Here is a 26,165-nt window from a genome sequence, read left to right on the forward strand (position 1 = left end):
CGCACAGCGCGACGGCGCCCGACCAGGGACCTGGTCGGGCGCCGCCGTCGTCGGTGGGTGGCTCAGTCGTCGAGCGCGGGGTAGTCGGTGTAGCCCTTCGCACCGGGGGTGTAGAAGGTGTCGGGGTCGGGCTCGTTGAGCTCGGCGCCGGTCTCCCAGCGGCGGGGCAGGTCGGGGTTGGCGATGAACAGCCGGCCCACGGCCACGGCGTCGCCGAGGTCGTCGTCGAGCAGCGCCTGGGCGCTCTCGCGGGTGGTCACGTCGCCGAAGCCGGTGTTGATGATGAAGGTGCCGCCGAACTCCTTGCGGATCCGGGTCACGGCCTCGCTGCGCGGGTCGGCCGACAGGACGCTGACGTAGGCCAGGCCGAGCGGGGCGATCGCGGCCGAGAGGGCGGCGTACGTCGCCTCGACGTCGGCCGGGTCGTCCTCGGTGCAGCCCTGGATGTTGTGCGCGGGGGAGAGGCGGATGCCCACCCGGTCGGCGCCGATCGCGTCGACCACGGCGCGGACGACCTCGATGCCGAAGCGGGCCCGGTTCTCCGGCGACCCGCCGTACTCGTCGGTGCGCTCGTTGGAGCCCGGGGCGAGGAACTGGTGGATGAGGTAGCCGTTGGCGCCGTGCACCTCGACGCCGTCCAGGCCGGCCTCGATCGCGTTGCGGGCGGCCTGGGCGAACTCCTCGACGACCCCGGCGATCTCGGAGGTCTCCAGCGCGCGCGGCGCCGGGTGCTCCTTCATGCCGCCCTTGGTGAACATCTCGCCCGGCGCGGCCAGCGCGCTCGGGGCGACGGCCTCGAGGCCGTCCTTGTTGTCGGGGTGGGACACGCGTCCGACGTGCATGAGCTGGGCCACGATCCGGCCGCCGCGCTCGTGCACGGCGTCGGCGACGCGGCGCCAGCCCTCGACCTGCTCGGGGGAGTGGAGGCCCGGGGTGTTGGTGTAGCCCTTGCCCACCGCGCTGGGCTGGGTGCCCTCGGTGATGATGAGGCCGGCCGTGGCGCGCTGGCGGTAGTACTCCACCGCGAGGTCGCCGGGCACGCCGGCGTCGTCGGCGCGGCTGCGGGTCAGCGGGGCCATCACGATGCGGTTGGGCAGCGTCCAGGCGCCGGCGGTCAGGGGCTCGAACAGGTCAGGCACGGGCCGTCTCCTCGTCTCGGGGGCAGATGTGACGAAGGGAGAACCCGGGCACGGGTCCCCGGTGTTCCGTGAGTCATCTCACCGGCGCACAATCGGGAGGGTGATGACGCCATGACCCCGATGCACCTCGGGCCGATGCACCCGATCGAGCAGGTGCTGACCCTCGTGCTGGCGTTCGGGCCGTTCCTCGTGCTCGGCGCCGTGGTGTGGTGGCGCCGCCGGGTCGAGGACGCCGAGGACGCCGCCGCCGCGCGGGCCGCGGGCGGGGAGGGCGCGGAGGCCGAGGCGGACGCCCCGGCCGAGGGCCGTCAGGCCGAGAGGTAGTCCCGGCCGACCTTGTACTCGGCCTTGAGGGCCTTGAGCAGCAGGTCGCCGATCAGGCTCTCCAGCTTGCCGCTGACGATCGGGATCTTGACCTTGACGGTCAGCTCGACGACCTCGAGCGTGCCGGCGTCGGTGGGGGTGAGGACCGCGGTGCCGGTCATCTCGCCGGGCTTGCCCGGGATGGTCACCGTGACGTCGCCGTGGGTCGGGCTGCTCCAGGACTCGCGCTGGACGATGTTGGTCTCGTCGCCCACGATCTTCTTGGCGAACGACGGCACGCCGGCCGTCGGCTGGACCTGGTCGACGGTGACCTCCTTGGTCTCGCCGTCGACGTCGATGGTCACCTCGACCTTCGTCACGCCCTGGTAGGCGCACACGTCCTCGCGGAACTTCGGGTCGGCCAGCATGGCCGCCACCCGCTCCACCGGGGCGTCGTAGGCCATCTCGTAGCGGATCGTCTTCGCCATCAGTGCTCTCCTGCCAGCCAGGCGGCGCCGACCGTGTGCTCGACGTCCAGCCCGGCCTTGACGTTGTCGGCCATCAGCTGCTCCAGCTTGCCGCCCACGAGCGGCACCCGGACCTTGATCTGCAGCTCCACCACGTGGGTGGTGCCGCCAGGGGAGGAGGCTAGCGCCACGGTCCCCCGCGCCGAGGTCGGCTTGCCGGGCGCGACGATCTCGAGGGTGCCGCCGGTGCGCGAGGACCAGGCCTCGACGACCGTGACCTGCGTGGTGTCGCCGGCGATCTTCTTGGCGATGGCGGGCAGCCCGGCGGTGTCCTGCACCTGCTCGACCTCGAGGTCGAACCCCTCGGCGGCGTCGGCGCCCCGCGGGGCCAGGCGCACGTCGGCGGAGACGACGCCCTGCGCGGCGCAGACCTTCTCCCGGAACGCCGGGTCGGCCAGCATCGCGTAGACCTCGTCGGGCGGCGCGTCGTACGCGAGCTCGTGGCGGAACTCCATGCGCGCATCATGCCGCCCGGGCGGCCCGCGCGGGTGTGCTTGGGTGACGGTGTGACCGAGACCCCGTCCGCGCCGCCCGACGAGCGGTTCGTCTCCTTCGGCGAGCAGGGCGCGCAGCTGACCTACGGCAGCTACCTGCGGCTGCCGACGCTGCTCGACGCCCAGCACCTCGAGTCCGACCCGCCGGCCCACGACGAGCTGCTGTTCATCACCATCCACCAGGTCTACGAGCTGTGGTTCAAGCAGCTGCTGCACGAGGTCACCGCCGCCCGGGAGGCGATGACGGGCGGCGAGCTGTGGTGGGCCCAGCACCTGCTGGCGCGCGTCCACGTCATCGAGCGCACGCTGGTGCAGCAGGTCGACGTGCTGGAGACGATGACGCCGCAGGACTTCCTGGAGTTCCGGCAGCGGCTGGCGCCGGCGAGCGGGTTCCAGAGCGTCCAGTTCCGCGAGCTGGAGTTCCTCTCCGGGGCCAAGGACCCCGCCTACCTCGACCGCTTCCGCGGCCTGACCGACACCGAGCAGCAGCGGCTGCGGCGACGCCTCGACGAGCCCACGCTGTGGGACGCCTTCCTCGACGTCCTGCGCGCCCACGACCTGCCCGCCGGCACCGACGCCGAGGTCGTCGAGTCGGTGCGCACCACCGCCCACGACCGGTCGTCGTACGCCGCGGTCTGGGCGCTCGCCGAGGCGCTGCTGCAGCATGACGAGCTCGCCGCGAGCTGGCGCGCGCGGCACGTCGTGATGGTCGAGCGGATGATCGGGGGCAAGTCCGGCACCGGCGGCTCCAGCGGCTCGGCCTACCTGCGCGGGCGGCTGGCCCTGCAGTACTACCCCCTGCTCTGGGACGTGCGCAGCCGCCTGTGACGCTCGCACGTGCCCGGACCGCCCGGACCGGTGCGTCGGCTGGGGTGGCTTCGAGGCTCGTCGCTGGCGCTCCTCACACCTCTGCCAGCGGGGTGGGCCAGCGGGGCGGAGCCGGTGGCTGAGGTGCGAGCGGAGCGGGCCTCGCAGCCTCCGGACCACAGCGGACCACAGCGGACCACAGCGGACGGCGAGGTGACCGGCGGGTGGCGGCCCCCAGTTGTCGCTGTCGGTGCGTCCCCCTAGCGTGAGCAGGGTGTCAACGGCGACGCACGAATCCGACAAGGCCGACCTGATCGGCAAGGCAGCAGCGCTGGCCCAGCAGGGCCGCGGGAGCGGGGGACCGCCGCACGAGCAGGTGGGGGAGCTGCTGCGGGCCTACTACCGCCACGTGGCCCCCGAGGACCTCCTCGAGCGCTCCGACGCCGACGTCTACGGCGGCCTCGCCTCGCACTACAAGCTGGCCGCCCAGCGGCCCCAGGGCACCGCGCAGGTCCGGGTCTCCACCCCGACGCCGGGCGAGCACGGCTGGAGCGCGGGCGGGCACACGGTCGTCGAGGTCGTCGTCGACGACATGCCCTTCCTGGTCGACAGCCTGACGATGGAGCTGGGCCGTCAGCTGCGCGACGTCCACCTGGTCGTGCACCCCTCCTTCGACGTCGTCCGCGACGTCGCCGGCGAGCTCAAGTCGCTGGCGCCCGTGGCCGACGGCGCGTCGCCGCCGGAGGGTGAGGCGGTCCGGGAGTCCTGGATGCACGTCGAGGTCGACCGCCTGCGGGAGGGCGACGACCCGGCCGCGATCGTCGACGACGTGCAGCGGGTGCTGCGCGACGTCCGCGAGGCCGTCGAGGACTGGGACAAGATGACCGAGCGGGTCCGCGAGATCGTCGACGGGCTCACCACCGACCCGCCGCCGCTCGACGAGGCCGAGCTGCGCCAGTCGGGCGAGCTGCTGACCTGGCTGGCCGACGGGCACTTCACCTTCCTCGGCTACCGCGAGTACACCCTCGAGCAGGCCTCCTTCGACGGTGTCGACGACGACGTCCTGCGCGCGGTGCCCGGCACGGGCCTGGGCATCCTGCGCTCCGACCAGCCGATGTCGGCCTCGTTCGGGCGGCTGCCCGGGCCGGTCAAGGCGCGGGCCCGCGACAAGACCCTGCTGGTGCTGGCCAAGGCCAACTCGCGCGCCACCGTGCACCGTCCGGCCTACCTCGACTACGTCGGCGTCAAGACGTTCGGCGCCGGCGGCGAGGTGACCGGCGAGCGCCGCTTCCTCGGCCTGTTCTCCAGCGCCGCCTACACCGAGTCGCTGCTGCGCATCCCGCTCGTGCGCGAGAAGGTCGCCACGGTGCTGCAGCGCAGTGGGTTCGACCCCCAGAGCCACGCCGGCAAGGCGCTGCTCGACACCCTCGAGACCTATCCGCGCGACGACCTCTTCCACACGCCCGTCGAGGAGCTCGGGCCGCTGGCCGAGGCTGCGATGCAGGCCCGCGAGCGGCGCACGCTGCGCATGTTCGTGCGCCACGACACCTACGGCCGCTACTCCTCGGTCCTCGTCTACCTGCCCCGCGACCGCTACAACACCGGCGTCCGCGAGAAGTTCGTGGCGATCCTGCGCGACCGCTTCGGGGCCGACAACGTCGAGTTCAACGTCCGCATCAACGAGTCCACCACCGCGCGGGTGCACTTCGTGGTGCACCAGCCGGTCGGCGTACCGATCCCCGACGTCGACCACTCCGACCTCGAGCGGCGGCTGGCCGAGGCGTCGCGGTCCTGGCGCGACGACTTCACCTCCGCCGTCGTCGCCGAGTACGGCGAGGAGGTCGGCTCGATCCTCGGTCGGCGCTACCTCGACTCGTTCCCCGAGGCCTACAAGGAGGACTTCTCCCCGCGGGTCGCCTCCATCGACCTCGGCCGCCTCGAGGGCATCGAGGGCGACGAGGGCCTCGACCACGCGCTCTACGAGGAGATCGACGCCGGCCGCGGCGAGGCCCGGCTCAAGCTCTACCGCATCGGCCCGCAGCTCTCGCTGAGCCAGGTGCTGCCCGCCCTGGGCTCGATGGGCGTCGAGGTCGTCGACGAGCGGCCCTACACATTGACCGGGCTCGAGCGGCCCTCCCACGTCTACGAGTTCGGTCTCCGGTACGCCGGCGAGCTGCCCGACCGGGCCCGCGAGCTGTTCCAGGACGCGATCCGCGCGGTGTGGGACGGCTTCACCGAGATCGACGGCTTCAACGCGCTGGTGCTCGGGGCGCGCCTCGACTGGCGGCAGGCGGTGGTGCTGCGGGCCTACGCGAAGTACATGAAGCAGGGCGGCTCGCCGTTCGCGCTCGACTACATCGAGGGCGCGCTGGCGGGCAACGTCGACATCACCCGGCTGCTGGTCGAGCTGTTCGAGACCCGCTTCGACCCCGACCGCCACGCCGAGACCGACCCGGGCCGGGCGGAGCGGGAGGAGGCCGAGGCCGGCGTCGAGCGGCGCATCCTGTCCGCGCTCGACGACGTGGTCAGCCTCGACCACGACCGCATCCTGCGCTCCTACCTCACCCACGTGAAGGCCACGCTGCGCACCAACTACTTCCAGCTCGACCAGGCGGGCCGCCCGCACGCCTACATGTCGCTGAAGATGGAGCCCTCGGCGATCCCCGAGCTGCCCGAGCCGCGGCCGCGGTTCGAGATCTTCGTGCACTCCCCGCGGGTCGAGGGCGTCCACCTGCGCTTCGGCGCGGTCGCCCGCGGTGGCCTGCGGTGGAGCGACCGGCGCGACGACTTCCGCACCGAGGTGCTGGGCCTGGTCAAGGCGCAGATGGTCAAGAACACCGTGATCGTGCCGGTGGGCGCCAAGGGCGGGTTCTTCGCCAAGCAGCTGCCCGACGCCGGCGCCGACCGCGACGCCTGGCTGGCCGAGGGGGTGGCGGCGTACAAGACGTTCATCTCGGGCCTGCTCGACGTCACCGACAACCTCGTCGACGGCGCGACGGTGCCGCCCGAGCGCGTGGTGCGCCACGACGGCGACGACTCCTACCTCGTCGTGGCCGCCGACAAGGGCACCGCGACGTTCAGCGACATCGCCAACGGCGTGGCCCACGACTACGGCTTCTGGCTCGGCGACGCGTTCGCCAGCGGCGGGTCGGTCGGCTACGACCACAAGGCGATGGGCATCACCGCCCGCGGCGCGTGGGTCTCGGTGCGGCGGCACTTCCGCGAGATGGGAGTCGACTGCCAGACCGAGCCCATCACCTGCGTCGGCGTCGGCGACATGTCGGGCGACGTCTTCGGCAACGGCCTGCTGTGCTCGGAGCAGACCAGGCTGGTGGCCGCCTTCGACCACCGCGACATCTTCCTCGACCCCGATCCCGACCCCGCCACGTCGTACGCCGAGCGCAAGCGGCTCTTCGAGCTGCCCCGCTCGAGCTGGCAGGACTACGACGCCTCGCTGATCTCCGAGGGCGGCGGCGTGGTCTCCCGGTCGGCCAAGAAGGTGCGGCTGACCCCGCAGGTCCGCGACGCGCTCGGCATCGAGGGAGAGGTCGAGACGATGACGCCCGCCGAGCTGATGCGCGCGATCCTGCTCGCGCCCGTCGACCTGCTCTGGAACGGCGGCATCGGCACCTACGTCAAGGCCTCCACCGAGTCGCACCTCGAGGTCGGCGACAAGGCCAACGACGCGATCCGGGTCGACGGCGAGCAGCTGCGCGTCAAGTGCGTCGGCGAGGGCGGCAACCTGGGGCTGACCCAGCTCGGGCGGATCGAGTACGCGCGGGAGGGCGGCCGGGCCAACACCGACTTCATCGACAACTCCGCCGGCGTCGACACCTCCGACCACGAGGTCAACATCAAGATCCTGCTCGACCGGGTGGTCGCCGCCGGCGACCTGACCGCCAAGCAGCGCAACGGCGTGCTGGCCGAGATGACCGACGAGGTCGCCGCGCTGGTGCTGCGCGACAACTACGAGCAGAACCTCGCGCTGGCCAACGCGGCCTCCCACGCGCCGAGCATGCTGCACGTGCACGAGACCTGGATGCGCGAGCTGGAGTCGCGGGGCGTGCTCAACCGCGACCTCGAGGACCTGCCGACCCGGCGCCAGGTCGCGCGGCGGGTCGAGCGCGGCGAGGGCCTGACCGTGCCCGAGCTGTCGGTGCTGCTGGCCTGGACCAAGATCGTGCTGGCCCAGGAGCTCATCGACTCCGACCTGCCCGACGACCCCTACCTCGACCTCGACCTGCGCGCCTACTTCCCGACCCCGGTGCGGGAGGGGTTCGCCGACCGGGTCCACGAGCACCCGCTGCGCCGCGAGATCATCGTGACCCAGGTCGTCAACGACCTGGTCAACGGCGCCGGCATGACCTTCTGGCCGCGGCTGGCCCGCGAGACCGGGGCGACGCCGGCCGAGCTGACCCGGGCCAACTTCGTGGCCCGCGAGATCTTCGGGTCGCTGCCCCTGCGCGAGGAGGTCGCCGCCCTCGACAACCGCATCGACGCCGCCGTGCAGACCCACATGCGGCTCGAGATGCGCACGCTGGTCGAGCGCGGCTCACGCTGGCTGGTCACCAACCGGCGGCCCCCGCTCGACAGCCAGGGCGAGGTCGACCGCTTCTCCGGGCCGGTGCAGGAGGCGATGGGCGAGCTGCCCGGCCTCATGGTCGGCGCCGAGCTGACGGCGTACGACGCGCGGCGCGAGCGCCTGGTCGAGGGCGGGGTGCCCGACGACCTGGCCACCCGGGTCGCGGTGCTGCCGACCGCGTCGGCGCTGCTCAACGTCGTCGAGATCTCGCAGCGCGAGGACCTCGCGGTGGCCGACGTGGCGCGGGTGTGGTTCGCGCTCGGCGAGCGGCTCGGGCTGGCCCGGCTCACCGAGCAGATCCTCACCCTGCCCCGCGCCGACCAGTGGCAGACGATGGCCCGGGCCGCGCTGCGCGACGACCTGCACTCGGTCCACGCCCAGCTGACCTCTCAGGTCCTCGCGGCCACCGTCGCCGACGACCCTGCCCCGGCACGGGTCGCCGACTGGGAGGCCGACAACGCCGTGCTCGTCGGCCGCGCCGCCGACACCCTGGGCCAGATCTGCGCCGAGGACGCCGCCGACCTCGCCCGGATGTCCGTCGGCCTCCGGGTGGTCAGGTCCCTGCTGACCTGATCTGGCTGGTCGCTGCGGGGACGGCCGTGCCGCGGCCCCGCTCGTCTTCCTGAGGGCTGCCGCGGCATGGTCCGGCGGGGCCGACCGGCACCCTGCCACCCCCTCCGCTCCGTGCGCCCTGTGGCCCGGTCGGGCTGTGGTCCGGGCGCCTCAGGGCGGTGGGGTCCGCGGCCGGCGCCGTCAGCGTCAGGCGCGGGCGAGGACGGCGATGGTGGTGTCGTCGCCGCCCACGCGGGCGGGTTCGGCGACGTCGGCGGGCAGCCGGCGGCGCACGCCGTCGAGGCCGGCCTGGGCGGCGGCGGTGACGAGGTCGCGGGCGGCAGCACGCCACCAGGTGCGGGCGTCGACGCGGGCCTTGCCGTAGCCGTCGGTGCAGACGTAGGCCAGCGCGACGGGGTCGTGGTCGTCGGGGTCGAGGTCGATGACGGCGGTGCGCAGGGAGGCGAGCGGGTCGGGCTGGCACAGGGACGAGGTGTGGACGCCGTCGAGGTCGGGGTCGTCGGGCAGGGGCTGCTCGGCCGCCCCGGAGGCGCGGACGACGACCGCGTCGCCGTCGCCGACCTGCACGACGACGAGCCGGGTGGCGGTGGCGGCGGTGGCGACGAGGGTGGAGCCGTAGGGCACGAGGGGGCCGCGGCGGGCCTCGTCGGAGCGGAGCGGGTGGGACTCGACGTGCTCGAGCACCGCGGCCCGCCAGGCCTCGACCACCTCGCGGCCGGCCGCGACCGGGTCGGGATCGCCCGCGGCGACCGCCCGTTGCAGGGCCTCGAGCGCCAGCTCGGCGGCGAGCGAGGAGCCGACGTCGCTGCGGAAGTGGGCCGGGTGACCGTGCCCGTCGGCGACGACCGCCACCGCGGCGCTGCCGTCCTCGGCGGCCCAGGTGGCCACGGAGTCCTGGTTGGGCAGGTGCTCGCGCACGTGGAAGGACCCGATCGTCGTCGCCGAGGCGACCCCCCACGTGGTGCCGGGTGTGCTGCGCATCCGGTCACCGTAGTCGGCCGGGAACCGGTCGGCGCCCGCGCCCGTCCCACCCCCATGACGCGTCTCGTGGCCCTCCTCCGCCTGGTCCTGCTGCCCCTCCTCGCCGTCCCCGTGGTGGTCCTGTCGACCGCCTCGCCGGCCACCGCCTGCGACTGCGCGCCGCCCGTGGAGCCGCACGTGTGGTCCGACGAGGTGTACGTCGCCACGGTGGTCGACGACGTCGACGACGGGCGGGAGGTCGACGGGTACGCCACGGAGGTCACCGCCGTGGTCACCCACGTCTACCGCGGCGACGACGTGCCGACCGAGGTCGAGATCTCGACCTGGTCCGACCTGACGTCCTGCGGCCGCAGCAGCATGGAGGCGGGTCGCGAGGTGCTGGTCGACGTCTCCGCCGAGGAGGCCGCGGACGGCGTCGTCCCCGACGGTGCGTGCGGCGGTCCGGTCACGACGGCCTCGCCCGAGGCGCTCGCGGAGGTCGAGGCGGCCCTCGGGTCGGGCCAGGCGCGCGACGTACCGACGGACGCGCTCGAGCCCCGCGGTGACCGGGCGCTGCTCTGGGCGGCCGCCCTCACCCTGCTCGGGGTGGGCGGCGTCGGCCTGGTCGCCCTGGCGGTCGGTGTGACCCGGCCCCGCCGGGCCGGGTAGCCCGGGACCACCCCGGGTGACCGGGGTCAGCTGGCCTTCTTGGCCGCCGTCTTCTTGCTCGCCGTCTTCTTGGCCGCGGTCTTCTTGGCGGCGGTCTTCTTGGCCGGGGCCTTCTTGTCGGCCTTCTTGGCCGGCGCCTTCTTCGTCGTCTTCTTGGCGGCCGGCTCGTCGTCGGTCTCGTCGGTCTGGTCGGAGTCGTCGGAGTCGTCCTCGGCCTCGTCCGGCACCGACTCGCCCCGCGCCGTCTTGGCCGCGGCGACCGAGCGCTGCAGCGCCGCGAGCAGGTCGACGACCTCGCCGCCGGTCTTGGTCGAGGTGGGCGTGCGCTTGACCTCGCCGCCCTCGATCTTGGCCTTGACCACGGCCTCGACCGCGCCGGCGTAGTCGTCCTCGAACTCGCTGGCGTCGAAGTCGCCGGCCAGCGTCTCGACGAGCATCTGGGCCATCTTGACCTCGGAGTCCTTGACCTCGCCGGGGTCGACCTGGAAGTCGGGGGTGCGGATCTCGTCGGGCCACATCATCGTCTGCAGCACGATCACGTCGTCGCGCACGCGCAGCACCGCGACCGAGGTGCGGTTGCGGATGGCCACGGTGACCACGGCCATCCGGTCGGCCTCGAGCAGCGCCTGGCGCAGCAGCGCGTACGGCTTGGCGCCGGTCTTCTCCGGCTCGAGGTAGTAGGACTTCTCGAACAGCATCGGGTCGATCTGGTCGCTCGGCACGAACTTCTCGACCGCGATCTCCCGCGAGGACGACGACGGCAGCGCGGCCAGGTCGTCGTCGTCGAGGACGACCATCTCGCCGTCCTCGGTCTCGTAGCCCTTGGCGATCTCGGAGTAGGGCACCTCCTCGCCGTCGATGGAGCAGACCCGCTGGTACTTGATCCGGCCGCCGTCGGCCGCGTGCACCTGCCGGAAGGAGATGTCGTGGCTCTCGGTGGCGGCGTACAGCTTGACGGGGACGCTGACCAGCCCGAAGGAGACCGCACCCTTCCAGATCGCGCGCATGGGGAAGCCTTTCGTTCGCGAGGACCCCAGTCTGACCGGTCCGGGGCCACGAAGTCATCGCCCGCGCGGGCTGGGCACCGCGACGCACCGGCAGGACCGGCAGGATGGGCTCGTGCGCCCCATGCTCGCCGTCTCCGGCGACCACGTCCCGACCGGGGACGAGTGGGCGCACGAGGTGAAGTGGGACGGCATGCGGGTGCTCGCCGACAGCGCGGGGCACGGCGAGCGCGGCCGGTTCCGGCTGACCAGCCGCAACGAGAACGACGTGACCGCGGCCTGGCCCGACGTCGCCGACGGCCTGCGCGAGCAGCGCGGGCTGCGCCGCCGCGACCTGCTCGTCGACGGCGAGGTGATCGCCCTCAACGCCGACGGCGTGCCCGACTTCCGGGTGCTGCAGGAGCGGATGCACGTCCGTCGCGCCTCGACGGTGCAGCGGCTGGTGGCCAGCGTGCCGGTGACGTTCATGGCCTTCGACCTGCTCCGCCTCGACGGCCGCGACCTCACCCGGGAGCCGCTCGAGCAGCGCCGCGCCCTGCTCACCGAGGCCCTCGACGGCAGCCCGTGGCAGGTGCCGCCGTCCTACGACGACGGGCCGATGCTGCACGCAGCGACCCTCCAGCAGGGCCTCGAGGGGATCGTCAGCAAGCGGCTGGGGTCGGCCTACCGGCCGGGGGAGCGGAGCCCGGCGTGGCTGAAGTTCGCCCACCGCCACCGCGTCTCGTTCGTCGTCGGCGGCTGGCGGCCGCAGGAGGGCACGAGCGACCGGCTGGCCTCGTTGCTGGTCGGGGAGGTGACGCCCGACGGGCTGCTCTACCGCGGGCGGGTCGGCAGCGGCATCGCGGCCAAGCAGAGCGCGGTGCTGACCCAGGCCGTCGCGGGGCTGGTGCGCGACGACAGCCCGTTCGACGACGAGGTGCCGCGGGTCGACGCGCGCGGCACGCACTGGCTCGAGCCGCGGCTCGTGGTCGACGTCGACTCGCACGGACGGGGGTATCCGCGGCTGCGCCAGCCGTCGTTCCGTGGACTGCGCACCGACCTGACCCCGGAGGACCTGTGACCCCGCCGCCCCCGCCGCCCCCGGCAGCCCCGTCGGAGGAGGTGCACGTCGAGGTCGACGGACGCACGCTGACCCTGAAGAACCTGGGCAAGGTGCTCTACCCGCAGACCGGCACGACCAAGGGCGAGGTGCTCGACTACTACGCCCGCATCGCGCCGGTGCTGCTGCCGCACCTCGCCGACCGGGCCGTGACCCGCATCCGCTGGCCGCACGGCGTGCAGGACATCAGCTTCTTCGAGAAGAACGTCCCCGCCGGCACCCCGTCGTGGGTCCGCACGGTCACGGTGCCCACCGGCGGGCGCCGGTCCGGGCGCTACGGCCAGGTCGACAACGACGAGATCACCTTCCCGGTCGTCGACGACCTGGCCACGCTCACCTGGCTGGGCAACCTGGCCGCCCTCGAGCTGCACGTGCACCAGTGGCGGGTCGGGCGCAACGGCCGCCCCCGCAACGCCGACCGCATCGTCGTCGACCTCGACCCCGGCGAGCCGGCCGGGCTGCACGAGTGCTGCCAGGTGGCGCTGCTGGCCCGCGACGTCCTGGGCGAGCAGGGGCTGATGGCCAAGCCGGTGCTCAGCGGCAGCAAGGGCCTGCACCTGTACGCCGACCTGCCCCAGCGGCTGCCCTCGGAGGAGGCCTCCGAGGTGGCCAAGGCGCTCGCCGACGGCCTCCAGGCCTCGCACCCCCAGCTGGTCACCTCGGTCATGGCCAAGGCCAAGCGCGGCGGCAAGGTCTTCCTCGACTGGTCGCAGAACGCCGGCTTCAAGACCACCATCGCGCCGTACTCGCTGCGCGGCCGCGAGCGTCCCACCGTCGCCGCCCCCGTCACCTGGGACGAGGTCGCCGAGGGCGCCGACGACCCGTTCGGCCTCGACCAGCTGCGCTTCGACGTCGTGCTGGAGCGGGCGGCCGAGCACGGCGACCTCTTCGCCTGAGGGGGGTCGCCCGGGGAGGCGAGACGTCACGGGTGGCCACCAGGTCGACCCCCTATGGTGGGGGACCATGGGGCACCGGGTTCTCGTCGTGGAGGACGACGAGGACATCGCGTTCCCGCTCGTCCGCACGCTGGAGCGCGAGGGGTACGACGTCGGCTGGGTCGACACCGGCCAGCAGGCGCTCGTCGAGCTCGGCGGCCGCTCGGCCGAGGTGGTCATCCTCGACCTCGGGCTGCCCGACATCGACGGCCTCGAGGTCTGCCGGCAGGCCCGCGACGGCGGCTACGAGGGCGCCATCATGATCGTCTCGACGCGCGGCGGCGAGCTCGACCGCGTCGTCGGGCTCGACCAGGGCGCCGACGACTACCTGGAGAAGCCGTTCGGCCTGGCCGAGCTGCAGGCCCGGGTGCGCGCCCTGCTGCGCCGCACCGGTGCCTCCACCGCCACCCCGCCCGACGGCCTGCGCATCGACGGTCCTGCCCGCCGCGTGCACGTCGGCGAGGTCGAGGTCGCGCTGACCGGCAAGGAGTTCGACGTGCTGTCGATCCTGGCCGCCAACCGCGACAAGGTCGTCAGCCGCGGCCGGCTGATGGCCGACGTGTGGGACGAGAACTGGTACGGCTCCACCAAGACCCTCGACGTGACCATCGGCCGCCTGCGGCAGAAGCTCGAGGCCGCCGGCGCCCCCGAGCGGGTCGTCGCCGTGCGGGGGGTCGGGTTCCGCCTGGAGGACCAGCCCGCCGACTGACCCGACCACCCGGTGCTCGAGGTGGCTGAGGTGCGAGGAGCGCCAGCGACGAGCCTCGAAGCCTCCGCAGGTGCGCCGCCGCTCAGCCCCGCTCGAGCTCGGCCCGCACCGCGAGGTGGTCGCTGTCGGCCAACCGGTGCGTGCCGGCCCCGGTGGCCCGCAGGCCGTCGAGCAGCACGTGGTCGAGCTGCACCCTCGGCTCGGGTGCGGGGTAGGTCGCCTCGGCCAGCGCGGTCGTCCAGGCCCGCACCGGCCCGACCGTGCGCAGCAGCACCGGCGGGAGGTTGAGGTCGCCGAGCAGCACCAGCGGCCGGGGCAGGTCGGCCGCCCACGCCACCAGCTCGCGCAGCTGCGCGGGCGCCCGGGTCGGCGCGAACGACAAGTGCGTCGTCACCACCGAGACCGGGCCGTCGGGCGCCTCGACGACCGCCGCGAGCGCCACCCGCTGCTCGTCGGGCACCCACAGCACCCGCTGGCCCGACTCGGGCGGCAGCGGCAGGGGCAGCTTGATGCGCGAGGGCGCCAACCGCAGCTCGCGCCACTCGCGCACCGGGTGCCGGGAGGCCAGCGCGACGCCGTACGACGGCTCGGCGGGGTCGGTCGCCGGAGCCGACCGGAAGTCGACGGCCCGGCCGGGCGTGCCGTGCACGGCGGCGGCGAACCGGTGCTCCCACCGCGGGCCGCTGCCGGCGAGGGTGCGGTCCAGCACCGCGGCCTGGTCGACGCCGCCGCTGCGCGGCAGCAGGTGGTCGACCTCCTGGACGGCCAGCACGTCGACGTCGAGGCCGGCCGCGGCCGCGCACCAGGACTCCCAGCCCTCGACGCTCCAGGTGCCGCGGCTGTCGCGCCCGCTGGCGCCGTTGGCGGTCGCGACGCGCAGCACGTCAGGCGGGGCCGGTGCTGCCCGAGGTGCGCCCGACCACCGGGTTGAGCTCGGAGGCGGCCAGCCCGCCGGGCTCGACGCCGGGCAGGAACTCCCGCCAGGTGCCGCTGATGAGCGTGGGGGACTCGACGACGCGGGCGCCGTCGGCGAAGTACGTCGTGGCCAGCGCGCGGCGCGGCTGGGTGGTCAGGTTGGGGCCAGCGGTGTGGAAGCACAGCGCGGAGTGGAAGGACACCTCGCCGATCGCGAACGGGCTCGACTCGACCGGCACCCCCCGCTCGGCCAGCCGCTGGGAGACCGCGACGTCGTAGGTGGTGCCGACCTTGTCGAACGCGAGGTCGTCCATCTCGTCGAGCACCCGCATCCCGCGGGCGAAGGAGAGCGGTCCCATGCGGCCCGGGACGGCCGACATCGGCATCCACGCGGTGACGGCCTGGGTGGTCTGCAGGGGGAAGTGCTCGGCGTCGTGGTGCCACGGCGTGCGGCCGCAGCCGGGCTCCTTGGACAGCGCGTTGTCGTGGTAGAGCCGCACGCCCGGCTCGCCGAGCAGCGCCGCGGCCAGGCCTCCGATGCGCGGCGAGAGGGCGACGGCGCGCATCAGGTCGTCGTGCAGCCACATCTGCTCCAGCGCGGTGAACCGGCCGGCCACGTCGTCGCCGTGCTCGGCGACCAGCAGCTCCTGGAGGCGCTCGGCGAGGCGGCGCACGACGGCGGGGGAGAGCACCCCGGGCACCTTGACGAACGCGTCGCGGGCGAAGGCCTCCACGGCGGCCGGGTCGAGGTCGTAGGGCTCGGCCAGCTCGCGCTCGACCTGCTCGTCACTGGCGGGCTCGACGTCGGGCAGGCCCGGGCCGGGCACGAGGTCGGCGGGGTCGTGGTCGTTGGCGGCGAGCGTGACGTACCAGTCCCACCAGTCCTGGTCGTCGCCCGCCCAGTCCTGGTCGATGCCGCCGGCGCGGTTGGCCTCGGGGAGGCGGAGGTTCTCGGGCTGGTCGGTCAGAGCCACAGCAGGGCCGCCTCGTGGGAGAAGGTGTAGGAACCGGCCGCGTCGCGGCAGGAGGACAGGTAGTCGCCGAGCACGGGCGCGGCCTCCATCTCCTCCAGGGAGACGGAGTCGTCGAAGGCGCAGCGCTGCAGGAACCCCTCGGCGACGGCGCGGTCGCTGGTGCCGGTCTGGTAGGTGACGCGCTGCTCGCGCACGTCGGCACCGGCGCGCACGAGCGCGTCGCGCACCTGCTCGGCCGTGGTGTACGGCGTCGCCTCGCGCACCCCGGCGCGGAACGCGTCGTAGAAGGCGAGGTAGTGCGAGGTCGAGGTGGCCTGCGCTATCAGTCCCAGGCCGCCGGGGGCGAGCGCCGCGACGAACTTCTCGGCCGCGGCGTCGAGCTCGTCGGGCGGCAGGGCGTAGAGGGCGTGGGTGGCCCACACGACGTCGTACGACGCGTGGTCGGGCTGGTCGGGGTCGTCGGTGGGCAGGTCCTGCAGCGTCATCACCAGGTCGTGGCGGGCCACGAACGGCGGCGCGAGCACGCCGCGGGCCTCGGCGACGGAGAAGGCCGAGGGGTCGAGCAGGTCGTAGGCCAGGTCAGGGAGGCCGGCCTCGGCGAGGCCGGCGTGGCGCAGCAGGGCGGTGGGGAACTTGCCGCTGCCGCAGGCCACGTCGAGCAGCGACCAGCCCTCGTGGGCGCGCTCGCGCAGCAGCGTCGGCCAGTCGGCGGCGAGGGCGAGCTGGCGGTAGTCCTCGGTGGCGAGGGCGTAGAACGCCTCCATGCCGGTGCGTCCGGCCTCGCTCCAGTGGGCGAGGCTCCGCTCGGCGGTGTCTCCGGTCGTCACGCAGGGCCTCTCGTCGGCGCGGGGTCACCCCTTGGAGCGAGGTGGGGCGCTGGTGCCTGCTTGACTCCAGCGGTGTCCAACCTAGCCCGGCCGCTCACCCCTCCGGTTGACCCCGCCGGTGACCTCCTCGACGAGCTCCGGGCCGCGCGGGCGGGGGCGGCGCCGCTCCCGGGGCTCGACCCGGCGACGTACGCGCGCAGCCACGAGGGGTTCGAGCGGCTCTCCGACCAGCGCCAGCTGATCGCGGCCGACCTGGCCGCCCGGCTGCTGCGCCACGAGGGCGACGTCTCGGTGCTCTCGGTCGGCTGCGGCGACGGCACCCTCGACGCCGCGCTGGCCACAGCCCTGGTCGACGCCGACCCCGGGCGTCGGGTCCGGTGGACCGGGGTGGAGCCGTACGCCGGCAGCGCGGCCGCCTTCGCCGAGCGGCTCGGCCGGCTCACCGGTCGCGGGCTCGACCTCGAGGTGCACGCGACGACGTTCGACGAGGCGCCGGTGGCCGGGCCGTTCGACGTCATCACGTTCGTGCACTCGATGTACTACGTGCCCGACGTCGCCGCCGCCGTGCGGCGCGCGCACGACCTGCTCCGCCCCGGCGGCGAGCTGCTGGTGCTGAGCGCCCCGCGCGCCGAGCTCAACGCGCTGGTCGAGGTGCTCGCCCCGCCGGTGGAGGGCCACGAGCAGTGGTTCAGCGACGACGTCGCGGCCGGGGTGCGGGCGACCGGCCTGCGCGCCGACACCCCCACCACCCTCGGCGCGCGCTGGGACGCGGCCGCGGCCGACGACGAGGTGCTCGACTTCGCCGTCCAGGCCCGGCTGACCGACGACCTCCGCCCGACCGTCCGCTCCTACCTCTCGGTCGTCTCGGCCGCCTCGCCCGGCGACCGGGTGCCCCACCCCGTCGACGTGCACCGGGTGGTCCGCCGACCCTGCTCGGGGTGAGCCGCCCCCACCGTCGTCGGGCCCACACTGTGACCACCTTCGAGTGACCCACCACGACCCGGGTGGTCGTTCCACTCCGCGGTCCGCCGCTGGGGTGATCGAAGTGCCGACACCCCGGCCGGGGACTTACCGGGGTGTCGGGCCTGACCCGCCTGACCTGCCTGACCCGCCTGGGGCTCGTCGCTGACGGACCCCCGGCACGGCCCCTAGGGTGGCCGGGGCCCGTCTCCCGCGGGCCGTGCCGCACCAGGGAGGACCGACCGTGGCCGTGCTCGTCGTGGGGACCCTGGACACCAAGGGCGCCGAGGTCGCCTTCGTGCGCGACCTGCTCGAGCGCGACGGCTCGACCGTGCTGGTGCTCGACGTCGGCGTGCTCCGCGAGGGCGACGTGCCGGCCGACGTCGGCGCGGCCGAGGTGGCCGCCGCCGGGGGAGCCGACCTCGAGGCCCTGCGCGCGGCCGGTGACCGCGGCGCGGCCCTGCGCGCCATGGCCCGTGGCGCGGCCGCGCTGGTGCGCGACCTGGTCGCCCGCGGCGAGGTCGACGGCCTGCTCGGCCTCGGCGGCAGCGGCGGGTCCTCGGTGGTCGCCGAGGTCGTCCGCGAGCTGCCGGTCGGCCTGCCCAAGCTGCTCGTCTCGACCATGGCCAGCGGCGACGTGTCGGCCTACGTCGGCGAGGGCGACCTGACCCTCATGCACAGCGTCGTCGACCTGGCCGGCCTCAACGTCATCTCGCGCGCGGTGCTGCGCAACGCCGCCGCCGCGATCGGCGCGATGGCCTCGTCGTACGCCGCCGCCCGCACCGCGCCCCCCGAGGCCGGGGGACGGCCGCTGGTGGCGGCCACCATGTTCGGCGTCACCACGCCCGCGGTCGAGGTGGCCAAGGCCGAGCTGGAGGAGCGGGGGTACGACGTCGTGGTCTTCCACGCCACCGGCTCGGGCGGGCGGGCCATGGAGGCGCTGGTGCGCAGCGGGTTCTTCGCCGGCGTGCTCGACCTGACCACGACCGAGGTCGCCGACGAGGTGGTCGGCGGTGTGCTCTCGGCCGGGCCCGGCCGGCTCACCGGCGCCGCCGAGCTCGGCGTGCCGCAGGTGGTCAGCCTGGGCGCGGTCGACATGGTCAACTTCGGCCCCCGCGACTCGGTGCCGCCGCAGTTCGACGACCGCACGCTGCTCGTGCACAACGACACCGTCACCCTGATGCGCACGACCCCCGAGGAGGCGACCGTCATCGGCCGCACGATCGGGGAGCGGGTGGCGCGCAGCACCGGCCCGGTGGTTGCGTTCGTGCCGGCCGGCGGCACGTCGGCCATCGACGTGGTCGACGGCCCGTTCTGGGATCCCGAGGCCGACCGGGCCGCCGCGGCGGCGTTCCGCGAGGCGCTCGCCGGCACCGTCGAGGTCGTCGAGAGCGACGACGACGTCAACGCCCCCACCTTCGCCCGCGCGATGGCGCGCCGGCTGCACGACCTGGTCAACGGCACCCGAGGAGAGACGTCATGAACCGCACCGAGGCCCTCCGCGCACTGCGCGGCCAGGTCGAGCAGGGCCTGCCCGTCGTCGGGGCCGGCGCGGGCACCGGGCTGTCGGCCAAGTCGGCCGAGGCCGGCGGCGCCGACCTCATCATCATCTACAACTCCGGGCGCTTCCGGATGGCCGGCCGCGGCTCGCTGGCCGGGATGATGCCCTACGGCGACGCCAACGCGATCGTGATGGAGATGGCCGCCGAGGTGCTGCCCGTCGTGCGTCGTGTGCCGGTGCTGGCGGGCGTGTGCGGCACCGACCCCTTCCGGCTGATGCCGCAGTTCCTCGACGAGGTGGCCCGCACCGGGTTCGCCGGCGTGCAGAACTTCCCCACCGTCGGCCTGGTCGACGGCGTCTTCCGGGCCAACCTGGAGGAGACCGGGATGGGCTTCGACCTCGAGGTCGAGATGATCCGCCTGGCCCACGAGCGCGACCTGCTCACCTCGCCGTACGTCTTCGACGTCGAGCAGGCCCGCGCCATGACCGAGGCCGGCGCCGACGTGCTGGTGCCGCACATGGGCCTGACCACCAAGGGCGCGATCGGCGCGACGACGGCGATCACGCTGGAGGAGTCGGTCGAGCGCGTGCAGGCGATGGCCGACGCCGCCCACGAGGTCGACCCCGACGTGCTGGTGCTCTGCCACGGCGGCCCCATCGCCGAGCCCGACGACGTGCGGTTCGTGCTCGAGCGCACCACCGGCGTCGTCGGCTTCTTCGGCGCCTCGTCGATGGAGCGGCTGCCCACCGAGCGCGCCATCGCCGACCAGCTGCAGCAGTTCAAGACCCTGCCCGTCTGACCCGAGCCCGACCCCGACCCGAGCCGAGGAGACCCGCCGTGCACCGTCGCCCGCTGGACCTGCCCACGATGGTGCTCGACTGGGGGTCGATCACCTGGTTCGTCTCCCCGAGCACCGTGCCGGGCGCGACGTCGTCGTTCGGCGAGGTCGTCATCAACCCGACCAAGGGCCACGCCCGCCACGAGCACCCCGACGCCGACGAGGTGCTGTACGTCGTCGAGGGCACCGGCCGCCAGACCGTGGGCGACGGGCCGGAGTTCGACATCGTGGCCGGCGACTCGATCTGGGTGCCGAAGGGGACCCTGCACTCGACCTTCAACACCGGGTGGAAGCAGCTGCGCCTCATCGCGACCTACACCCCCGGCGGGGAGGAGCAGGCCCTGCGCGGCCTGCCCGACTTCGTCGAGCTGCCCGCCGGCGAGGTGCCGGTGTGGGAGCGGGCCGCCGGCCACGACGCCTGACCCCCGTCCCGGTCCACGGGCTGGGGTCGGGGCGGGCAGGCTGGTCGCCATGACCGACGACGACCGCCCCGACCAGCCGCCCGAGCCGCCCGAGCCGCCCGAGCCGACGGACGACGAGGGCGAGCGGGCGGCGGTCTACCTCTCCTCGGGCATCGCGATCGGCATGGGGGTCGGCGCCGGGCTCGGGCTCCTCCTCGGCAACCTCGCCGTCGGCATCGGCGTCGGGATGGCACTCGGGTCGACCGTGGTGGCGGCTCTCCTGGCCAGGAACGCCCGCCGCGGTCGCTAGCCGCGACCGGCGGCTCGCCCGTCCCACCGTTCACTCGGGTGGACATCTGTCACGACGTTGTCCACAGATGTGCCCGGGGGTCTGTCACCCGGGCGGGTGGGCTGCTTATCGTCGGCGGGTCACGCGCTCTCGCACCTCGGGAAAGGCAGGCCGCGGATGACACTGACGCACCCTGGTGACGCCCCGGCCCGCGCCGGTCGGTCCCACGACGCACTGCTCGACGACCTCGACCGGTCGGTCCGCGAGCTGGTGCGTCGTGAGGGGGTCGACCCGCAGCGCGACGCCGCCGTCGTACGCCGGTTGGCGGAGTCGGTGGTGCGGGCCCACGACGAGCGGAGCCTGACCGGGGCGGTGGCGCCGGTGGCCGACGTGGGGGCCGTGGTCGGGGAGCTGGTGGCGCGGGTCTCGGGGTTCGGGCCGCTGCAGCCGTTCCTCGACGACCCGGCGGTGGAGGAGATCTGGATCAACGACCCCAGCCGGGTGTTCGTGGCGCGGCGGGGCAAGCACGAGCTGACCAACCTGGTGCTGACGCCGGCGCAGGTGACCGAGCTGGTGGAGCGGATGCTGAAGTCCAGCGGCCGCCGGCTCGACGTGTCCGCGCCGTTCGTCGACGCGATGCTGCCCGAGGGGCACCGGCTGCACGTGGTGCTGGAGGGCATCAGCCGGGGGTTCTCGGCGGTCAACATCCGCAAGTTCGTGCTGCGGGCCGCGCAGCTGGGTGACCTGGTCGAGCTGGGGAGCCTGAGCCCGCGGGCGGCGGCGTTCCTCGAGGCCAGCGTGCGGGCCGGGCTCAACGTGGTCGTGGCCGGCGGCACCCAGGCGGGCAAGACGACGATGCTCAACTGCCTGGCCGCTGCGGTCCCGGGTGGGGAGCGGGTCGTCTCGTGCGAGGAGGTCTTCGAGATCAAGTTCCCGCACCCCGACTGGGTGCCGATGCAGACCCGGCAGGCCGGGCTGGAGGGCACGGGCGAGATCCGGCTGCGCGACCTGGTCAAGGAGTCGCTGCGGATGCGGCCCAGCCGCATCATCGTCGGCGAGGTCCGGGCCGCGGAGTGCCTCGACCTGCTGCTGGCGCTCAACGCGGGTCTGCCGGGCATGGCGACCATCCACGCCAACAGCGCCCGGGAGGCGCTGGTCAAGATGTGCACGCTGCCGCTCCTGGCCGGCGAGAACATCAGTGCTCGCTTCGTGGTGCCCACCGTCGCCTCGTCGGTCGACCTCGTCGTGCACCTCGGCGTCGACGCGCACGGCGTGCGCCGGGTCAACGAGATCGCCGGCGTGCCGGGGCGGGTCGAGAACGACGTCATCGAGGTCACCCCGATCTTCGTGCGCCACGGCCAGGAGCTGCGCCGCACCCACGGGCTGCCGCCGCGGCTGGAGCTGTTCGAGCGGGTGGGGATCGACGTGCACGCCCTGCTGCAGGACGGGCGGTGACGGCGTGGGAGCGCTCGTCGGGCTCGGCGTGGGGGTCGGGCTGCTGCTGGTGTGGTCGGCGTTCGCGCTGCCGCGGCCGGTCGAGCCGGTCCAGCGTCCACCGGGACGTGTACGCCGGCTGCTCGACTCCGCGGGCCTGAGGGAGGTCTCGACCGCTGGCTCCGCCGTGCTCTGCCTGGGCTGCGGGGCCGTGGTCGGCGTGGTGGTGCAGGCGGCGTCGACCACGCCGCCGGTGGCCCTGGCCTTCGCCGCCATCGGTGCCTACCTGCCGGTCGCCATCGTCACCGGCCGCGCCCGCCGGCGGCTGCGCGAGCTGGCCGAGGTCTGGCCCGAGGCCATCGACAACCTCGCCTCGGCCGTCCGGGCCGGGCTGTCCCTGCCCGACGCGCTGTCGGGGCTGGCCACCCGCGGGCCCGAGCCGCTGCGGGCGTTCTTCGACGCGTTCGCGCTGGACTACCAGGTCACGGGCCGGTTCGGCGAGAGCCTCGACCGGCTCAAGGTCCGGCTGGCCGACCCCGTCGGCGACCGCGTCGTCGAGGGCCTGCGGATCGCTCGTGAGGTCGGCGGCGGCGAGCTCGGCCGCCTGCTGCGCAACCTCTCCGGCTACCTGCGCGACGACCTGCGCACCCGCTCCGAGCTCGAGTCCAGGCAGTCCTGGGCCGTCAACGGCGCACGGCTGGCGGTCGCCTCGCCCTGGGTCGTGCTGCTGCTCATGTCGCTGCAGTCCGACGTCATCCAGCGCTACCGCTCGGCCACCGGCGCCCTCGTCCTGGCCGTCGGCGCCGGCACGTGCCTCGTCGCCTACCGCGTGATGATGCGCATCGGGCGGCTCCCGACCGAGCGGCGGGTGCTGTCGTGACCCCGGCCGTGTGGGGCGCGGTGCTCGGCGCCACGGCCGGGCTCAGCCTGCTGCTCGTCGTACGCCGGGTTGTGGCGATCCGCCGCCCGTCGCTGGCCCAGCGGGTGCTGCCCTACGTGCGCGACGTCGCGACGGTCGGCGGGACGCCCCGGCCGCTCGGGATCGGGGAGGAGCCGGCGTCACGCTCGGCCGTGGCGGGGGTGTTCGGGCCGCTGCTGCGCTCGGCGGCCCAGTCGGTCGAGCGGGTGCTCGGCGGGGCACGCTCGGTCGAGCGGCGGCTCGAGCGCGCCGGGATCGACAAGACCGTGCTCGAGCTCCGCGTCGAGCAGGTGGTCTGGGGCCTGGTCGCGTTCGCCGTGGTCGCAGCCTGGTCGCTGCTGCGTGCGCTCGCCGGGCCGATCTCGCTCGCCGGCGCGGGCCTGCTCTGCCTGGTCGCGTTCGCCAGCGGGGTGCTGGCCCGCGACTCGTGGTTGACCAGCCAGGCCACGGCCCGGGAGCGTCGCATCCTGGCCGAGTTCCCGACCGTCGCCGAGCTCCTCGCCCTCGCCGTCGCGGCCGGTGAGGGTCCGGTCGCCGCGCTCGACCGCGTCGTACGGCGCAGCGGCGGCGAGCTGTCCCGCGACCTCGCCCGAGTGCTGGCCGCGGTCCGCACCGGCGAACCCGTCGGGCCGGCCTTCGACCGGATGGCCGCGACCTCGGGCCTGCCGCTGGTCTCCCGCTTCGCCCAGGGCGTGGCCATCGCCATCGAGCGCGGCACCCCGCTCGCCGACGTGCTCCACGCCCAGGCCGGCGACGTCCGCGAGGCCGGGCGCCGCGAGCTCATCGAGGTCGCGGCGCGCCGCGAGGTGCTGATGATGGTGCCCGTCGTCTTCCTCGTGCTCCCCGTCACCGTTCTCTTCGCGTTCTACCCCGGCTTCATCGGGCTCTCGCTCACCACCTGACCCACCACCCGACCGCACCCCCCACTCTCGGAAGGAACCACCATGGGGAGACTCCACGACCTGTTCCTGCGGCTCTGCGTCGCGCTCCTGCTGCCGCCGCGCGAGCGCGAGCGCGGCGACGTGCCCGGCTGGGTGCTCGTCACCGTGATGTCGGCCGGCATCGTCGGCGTGCTCTACTCCTTCGCCAAGCCGCAGCTCAAGGGCATGCTCGACGCGGCCCTCAGCTCGGTGCAGTAGCCGTGGCGCGCCGACGCGACGAGCGCGGCGCGGCCGTCGTCGACTTCGTGCTGGTGCTCGTCATCCTGCTGCCGCTCGTCCTGGGCGTCGTGCAGGTGGCGCTGACCCTGCACGTGCGCAACACGCTCGCCTCGGCCGCCGCGGAGGGCGCCCGGTACGGCGCCACCCAGGGTCGTACGCCGGCCGACGCGACCGCGCGCACCCGCGAGCAGGTGCGGGGTGTGGTCTCGGGACGGTTTGCCGACGGCGTCACCGCACGGCGGGTCGACGTGGGCGGGGTGCCGAGCGTGGAGGTCCGGGTGTCGGCGAAGGTCCCGGCGCTCGGGCTCGGCGGACCGGGCATCGAGGTCAGCGTCGAGGGCCACGCGCCGCTGGAGCCCGACCCGTGACCCGCCGTGCCTACCGGACCCGTGACGACCGGGGGAGCGCCGTGGTCGAGATGGTCTGGCTCGGGTTCCTGCTGCTGGTGCCGCTGACCTGGGTCGTGGTGTCGGTCTTCGACGTGCAGCGCGGGGCGTTCGCCACCACCTCGGCCGCCCGGTCCGCCGCCCGGGCCTACGCGCTCGCGCCCACCGACGCCGCTGGCGCCCGGGCGGCGACGGAGGCGGCGCGCCAGGCCCTGGCTGACCAGGGCGTGCGGGACGTGCCTGTCGAGGTGGCGGTCAGCTGCACGCCGTACCCCCGGCAGTGCCACAGCGGCACCTCGGTCATCACCGTCCGCGTCGACACCGCGGTCGACCTGCGGCTGCCCGACGTGCTCGGCGGCGGCCGGCCGACCTTCTCGCTCGACGCGACCCACACGGTGCCGATCGGGCAGTACCAGGAGGTCACCGGTGGCTGAGTCGTGCCGCTGGGCCCGCGGCGAGCGCGGGTCGGTGACCCCGCTCATCATCGGGTTCGCGGTGATCCTCATGGTGCTGGTCGCCGTCGTGCTCGACGCCAGCGCCGCCTTCGTCAAGCGCCAGGACCTCGGCACCCTCGCCGAGGGCGCCGCCTTGCAGGGCGCCGACCTCGGCGCCGAGGGCCGCGAGGTCTACACCGGCGGGCTCACCGACGCGCCGCTGCGGGTCACGCCCTCGGCCGCCTCCGCCGCCGTCCGCACCTACCTGCGCCAGGTCGGCGCGTACGACGCCCACCCCGGCCTGGCCGTCGCCGTGCGGGTCGAGGGGCCGCGGGTCACCGTCGAGCTCACCGCCCCCGCCGAGCTGCCCCTGACCTTCCCCGGCGCCAGCGAGACCGCCAGCGTCACCGGCCGCGGCTCGGCCGTCACCGACCCCGAGACGTGAGCCGACGCCCTGTTCGGAGGGGCCAGGCACGCTGCCCTCGTGGACGGCGACGAGACCACCGACACCTCCGCGGCCGGCGACCGGGTCGTCGTGGCCCCGTGGCCGACGCGCTCGACTCCGAGGGCCCGCTCGCGCCCGACTGGCTGTGCCGTGCGGCGTCGTACGACGCCTCGCGCAGCGGTACGCGGTCGACCCCGAGGTTTGACGGCCGGCCCGACCGGTCATGCCCCCCGGGACATCCGCGACCCGAGGAGCCTCATGCAGGAGCTCACCGACCCGGCCGGCGTGCTGACCGTCCGGGTCCACGACGGACGGCTCGACAGCGTGCTGGTCCGGGCCAGCTGGCGTGACCACCACCCCGACGCCGAGTCGATCTCCCGGGCGTTGACGGCGCTGGTGCGCCGCGCCCTCCAGCCCGCGGCCGACAGGGCGCCCACCACCGACGGCACCGACGGTGACGCGACCTGGCGCCCCACCCTGCAGCCGATGGACCCGGCCCGCGCCCGCGTGGTCTGGGACGAGATCCACGCCCACCGGCGGCTGCTGCAGCGCCGCCGCGAGCGGGCCCGCACCGACCCGCAGCCGCTCTGGCGCGCTCCCGACCCGGTCGCTGACAGCCAGGGCCGCTGCTTCCTCGGGTACGACGCCGCCGGGCGCGTCGACGCGATCGCGCTGAGCCCCCGCGCCCTGGTCGGCGCGACCGGGCAGAAGCTCACCGACCTGCTGTCCGAGACGCTGCGCGGCGTCGAGCTCGACCGGTCGCAACGGGCCGACCCCGACGCCGCCCGGCTCGACGAGCACCGCGCCGCCGTCCGCGACCTGCTCCGCGGCTGACGCCGCCGGCCCGCCGCAGCCAACGCCAGCCGACTCCCAGGAGGAC

Annotated in this window: 28 protein-coding genes; 20 read left to right on the forward strand and 8 right to left on the reverse strand. The window is 74.4% G+C overall.

Annotation, left to right across the window (positions count from 1 at the left end; translation table 11 throughout):
• Positions 1-62: 62 nt before the first annotated feature.
• A complete protein-coding gene (locus FJQ57_RS21370) occupies positions 63-1,139 on the reverse strand; it encodes an alkene reductase (protein ID WP_139984299.1) in 1,077 nt (358 codons plus the stop codon).
• 111 nt (positions 1,140-1,250) lie between these two features.
• Here FJQ57_RS21370 and FJQ57_RS22755 point away from each other — a divergent pair, with 111 nt between their 5' ends.
• A complete protein-coding gene (locus tag FJQ57_RS22755; protein ID WP_170219552.1) occupies positions 1,251-1,463 on the forward strand; it encodes a hypothetical protein in 213 nt (70 codons plus the stop codon).
• Here the strand turns inward: FJQ57_RS22755 and FJQ57_RS21380 are convergent.
• Together FJQ57_RS21380 and FJQ57_RS21385 are read right to left on the reverse strand one after the other, a co-directional pair.
• Positions 1,448-1,930: a DUF2505 domain-containing protein gene (locus tag FJQ57_RS21380; protein WP_139984301.1), complete on the reverse strand. Its 483-nt coding sequence runs from the start codon at positions 1,928-1,930 to the stop codon at positions 1,448-1,450. The genes FJQ57_RS22755 and FJQ57_RS21380 overlap by 16 nt on opposite strands.
• Positions 1,930-2,424 (reverse strand): DUF2505 domain-containing protein, encoded by a 495-nt coding sequence (locus FJQ57_RS21385; protein WP_139984303.1) that lies wholly within the window; start codon positions 2,422-2,424, stop codon positions 1,930-1,932. Before FJQ57_RS21385 ends, FJQ57_RS21380 begins: the two co-directional genes overlap by 1 nt.
• Before the next feature lie 51 nt (positions 2,425-2,475).
• Here FJQ57_RS21385 and FJQ57_RS21390 point away from each other — a divergent pair, with 51 nt between their 5' ends.
• Positions 2,476-3,291, forward strand: coding sequence for a tryptophan 2,3-dioxygenase family protein (locus tag FJQ57_RS21390; RefSeq protein ID WP_246081961.1), 816 nt, complete (start codon positions 2,476-2,478; stop codon positions 3,289-3,291).
• A 253-nt stretch (positions 3,292-3,544) separates the two neighbouring features.
• Positions 3,545-8,425, forward strand: a complete 4,881-nt coding sequence (locus FJQ57_RS21395) for an NAD-glutamate dehydrogenase (RefSeq protein ID WP_139984304.1) — start codon at positions 3,545-3,547, stop codon at positions 8,423-8,425.
• 186 nt (positions 8,426-8,611) lie between these two features.
• Here the strand turns inward: FJQ57_RS21395 and FJQ57_RS21400 are convergent, their stop codons facing one another.
• Positions 8,612-9,406 (reverse strand): protein phosphatase 2C domain-containing protein, encoded by a 795-nt coding sequence (locus FJQ57_RS21400; protein WP_139984306.1) that lies wholly within the window; start codon positions 9,404-9,406, stop codon positions 8,612-8,614.
• Between the two features lie 66 nt (positions 9,407-9,472).
• Here FJQ57_RS21400 and FJQ57_RS21405 point away from each other — a divergent pair, with 66 nt between their 5' ends.
• Positions 9,473-10,054: a hypothetical protein gene (locus FJQ57_RS21405; RefSeq protein ID WP_139984308.1), complete on the forward strand. Its 582-nt coding sequence runs from the start codon at positions 9,473-9,475 to the stop codon at positions 10,052-10,054.
• Positions 10,055-10,080: 26 nt separating this feature from the next.
• Here FJQ57_RS21405 and ku read toward each other — a convergent pair whose 3' ends face one another.
• Complete coding sequence (ku, locus tag FJQ57_RS21410) at positions 10,081-11,061, reverse strand: non-homologous end joining protein Ku (protein ID WP_139984309.1); 981 nt, start codon at positions 11,059-11,061, stop codon at positions 10,081-10,083.
• Between the two features lie 121 nt (positions 11,062-11,182).
• On the opposite strand from ku, the gene ligD (FJQ57_RS21415) reads away from it, so the two are divergent.
• The 3 genes from ligD (FJQ57_RS21415) to FJQ57_RS21425 all read left to right on the forward strand — a co-directional run bounded on the left by ligD (FJQ57_RS21415) (position 11,183) and on the right by FJQ57_RS21425 (position 13,801).
• Entirely contained in the window at positions 11,183-12,118 is a 936-nt protein-coding gene (gene ligD, locus FJQ57_RS21415) for a non-homologous end-joining DNA ligase (RefSeq protein ID WP_139984450.1), read from the forward strand.
• A complete protein-coding gene (gene ligD, locus FJQ57_RS21420) occupies positions 12,115-13,053 on the forward strand; it encodes a non-homologous end-joining DNA ligase (protein ID WP_139984311.1) in 939 nt (312 codons plus the stop codon). The genes ligD (FJQ57_RS21415) and ligD (FJQ57_RS21420) overlap by 4 nt, the downstream gene beginning before the upstream one ends.
• A 67-nt stretch (positions 13,054-13,120) precedes the next feature.
• Positions 13,121-13,801: a response regulator transcription factor gene (locus FJQ57_RS21425; RefSeq protein ID WP_139984313.1), complete on the forward strand. Its 681-nt coding sequence runs from the start codon at positions 13,121-13,123 to the stop codon at positions 13,799-13,801.
• A gap of 82 nt (positions 13,802-13,883) precedes the next feature.
• Here FJQ57_RS21425 and FJQ57_RS21430 read toward each other — a convergent pair whose 3' ends face one another.
• Genes FJQ57_RS21430 through FJQ57_RS21440 form a run of 3 tightly spaced genes read right to left on the reverse strand, consistent with a single transcriptional unit; the run spans position 13,884 to position 16,517 of the window.
• Positions 13,884-14,684 carry an endonuclease/exonuclease/phosphatase family protein gene (locus FJQ57_RS21430; protein WP_139984315.1) on the reverse strand — a complete coding sequence of 267 codons (801 nt, stop codon included), beginning with the start codon at positions 14,682-14,684 and terminating at the stop codon, positions 13,884-13,886.
• Between the two features lies 1 nt (position 14,685).
• Positions 14,686-15,690 (reverse strand): phytanoyl-CoA dioxygenase family protein, encoded by a 1,005-nt coding sequence (locus tag FJQ57_RS21435; protein ID WP_139984317.1) that lies wholly within the window; start codon positions 15,688-15,690, stop codon positions 14,686-14,688.
• Entirely contained in the window at positions 15,681-16,517 is an 837-nt protein-coding gene (locus tag FJQ57_RS21440; protein ID WP_170219553.1) for a class I SAM-dependent methyltransferase, read from the reverse strand. Before FJQ57_RS21440 ends, FJQ57_RS21435 begins: the two co-directional genes overlap by 10 nt.
• A gap of 72 nt (positions 16,518-16,589) precedes the next feature.
• On the opposite strand from FJQ57_RS21440, the gene FJQ57_RS21445 reads away from it, so the two are divergent.
• From FJQ57_RS21445 to FJQ57_RS21505, 13 genes are all read left to right on the forward strand, one after another.
• Positions 16,590-17,459 (forward strand): methyltransferase domain-containing protein, encoded by an 870-nt coding sequence (locus tag FJQ57_RS21445; protein ID WP_170219554.1) that lies wholly within the window; start codon positions 16,590-16,592, stop codon positions 17,457-17,459.
• Positions 17,460-17,721: 262 nt separating this feature from the next.
• Positions 17,722-18,960, forward strand: coding sequence for a Tm-1-like ATP-binding domain-containing protein (locus FJQ57_RS21450; protein WP_139984323.1), 1,239 nt, complete (start codon positions 17,722-17,724; stop codon positions 18,958-18,960).
• Positions 18,957-19,778 carry a phosphoenolpyruvate hydrolase family protein gene (locus tag FJQ57_RS21455; protein WP_139984325.1) on the forward strand — a complete coding sequence of 274 codons (822 nt, stop codon included), beginning with the start codon at positions 18,957-18,959 and terminating at the stop codon, positions 19,776-19,778. Before FJQ57_RS21450 ends, FJQ57_RS21455 begins: the two co-directional genes overlap by 4 nt.
• Before the next feature lie 38 nt (positions 19,779-19,816).
• Positions 19,817-20,239 carry a cupin domain-containing protein gene (locus tag FJQ57_RS21460; RefSeq protein WP_211349294.1) on the forward strand — a complete coding sequence of 141 codons (423 nt, stop codon included), beginning with the start codon at positions 19,817-19,819 and terminating at the stop codon, positions 20,237-20,239.
• A 49-nt stretch (positions 20,240-20,288) separates the two neighbouring features.
• Positions 20,289-20,528 (forward strand): hypothetical protein, encoded by a 240-nt coding sequence (locus tag FJQ57_RS21465; protein WP_139984327.1) that lies wholly within the window; start codon positions 20,289-20,291, stop codon positions 20,526-20,528.
• A gap of 156 nt (positions 20,529-20,684) precedes the next feature.
• Positions 20,685-21,962 carry a TadA family conjugal transfer-associated ATPase gene (locus tag FJQ57_RS21470; protein ID WP_139984329.1) on the forward strand — a complete coding sequence of 426 codons (1,278 nt, stop codon included), beginning with the start codon at positions 20,685-20,687 and terminating at the stop codon, positions 21,960-21,962.
• Between the two features lie 4 nt (positions 21,963-21,966).
• Positions 21,967-22,821, forward strand: a complete 855-nt coding sequence (locus FJQ57_RS21475) for a type II secretion system F family protein (protein ID WP_139984330.1) — start codon at positions 21,967-21,969, stop codon at positions 22,819-22,821.
• Entirely contained in the window at positions 22,818-23,762 is a 945-nt protein-coding gene (locus FJQ57_RS21480) for a type II secretion system F family protein (RefSeq protein WP_139984332.1), read from the forward strand. Before FJQ57_RS21475 ends, FJQ57_RS21480 begins: the two co-directional genes overlap by 4 nt.
• A gap of 42 nt (positions 23,763-23,804) precedes the next feature.
• Positions 23,805-23,999, forward strand: coding sequence for an Abi family protein (locus tag FJQ57_RS21485; RefSeq protein ID WP_139984334.1), 195 nt, complete (start codon positions 23,805-23,807; stop codon positions 23,997-23,999).
• A 2-nt stretch (positions 24,000-24,001) separates the two neighbouring features.
• A complete protein-coding gene (locus tag FJQ57_RS21490) occupies positions 24,002-24,388 on the forward strand; it encodes a TadE/TadG family type IV pilus assembly protein (RefSeq protein WP_139984336.1) in 387 nt (128 codons plus the stop codon).
• Positions 24,385-24,840: a hypothetical protein gene (locus tag FJQ57_RS21495; protein ID WP_139984338.1), complete on the forward strand. Its 456-nt coding sequence runs from the start codon at positions 24,385-24,387 to the stop codon at positions 24,838-24,840. The genes FJQ57_RS21490 and FJQ57_RS21495 overlap by 4 nt, the downstream gene beginning before the upstream one ends.
• The gene (locus tag FJQ57_RS21500; protein ID WP_246081962.1) at positions 24,833-25,285 is read left to right on the forward strand and encodes a pilus assembly protein TadG-related protein; all 453 of its coding nucleotides are present in this window, start codon (positions 24,833-24,835) and stop codon (positions 25,283-25,285) included. The genes FJQ57_RS21495 and FJQ57_RS21500 overlap by 8 nt, the downstream gene beginning before the upstream one ends.
• A 258-nt stretch (positions 25,286-25,543) precedes the next feature.
• The gene (locus FJQ57_RS21505) at positions 25,544-26,119 is read left to right on the forward strand and encodes a hypothetical protein (protein ID WP_139984339.1); all 576 of its coding nucleotides are present in this window, start codon (positions 25,544-25,546) and stop codon (positions 26,117-26,119) included.
• Positions 26,120-26,165: the final 46 nt, after the last annotated feature.

This window comes from Nocardioides litoris, from assembly GCF_006346315.1.
Lineage (GTDB): Bacteria > Actinomycetota > Actinomycetes > Propionibacteriales > Nocardioidaceae > Nocardioides > Nocardioides litoris.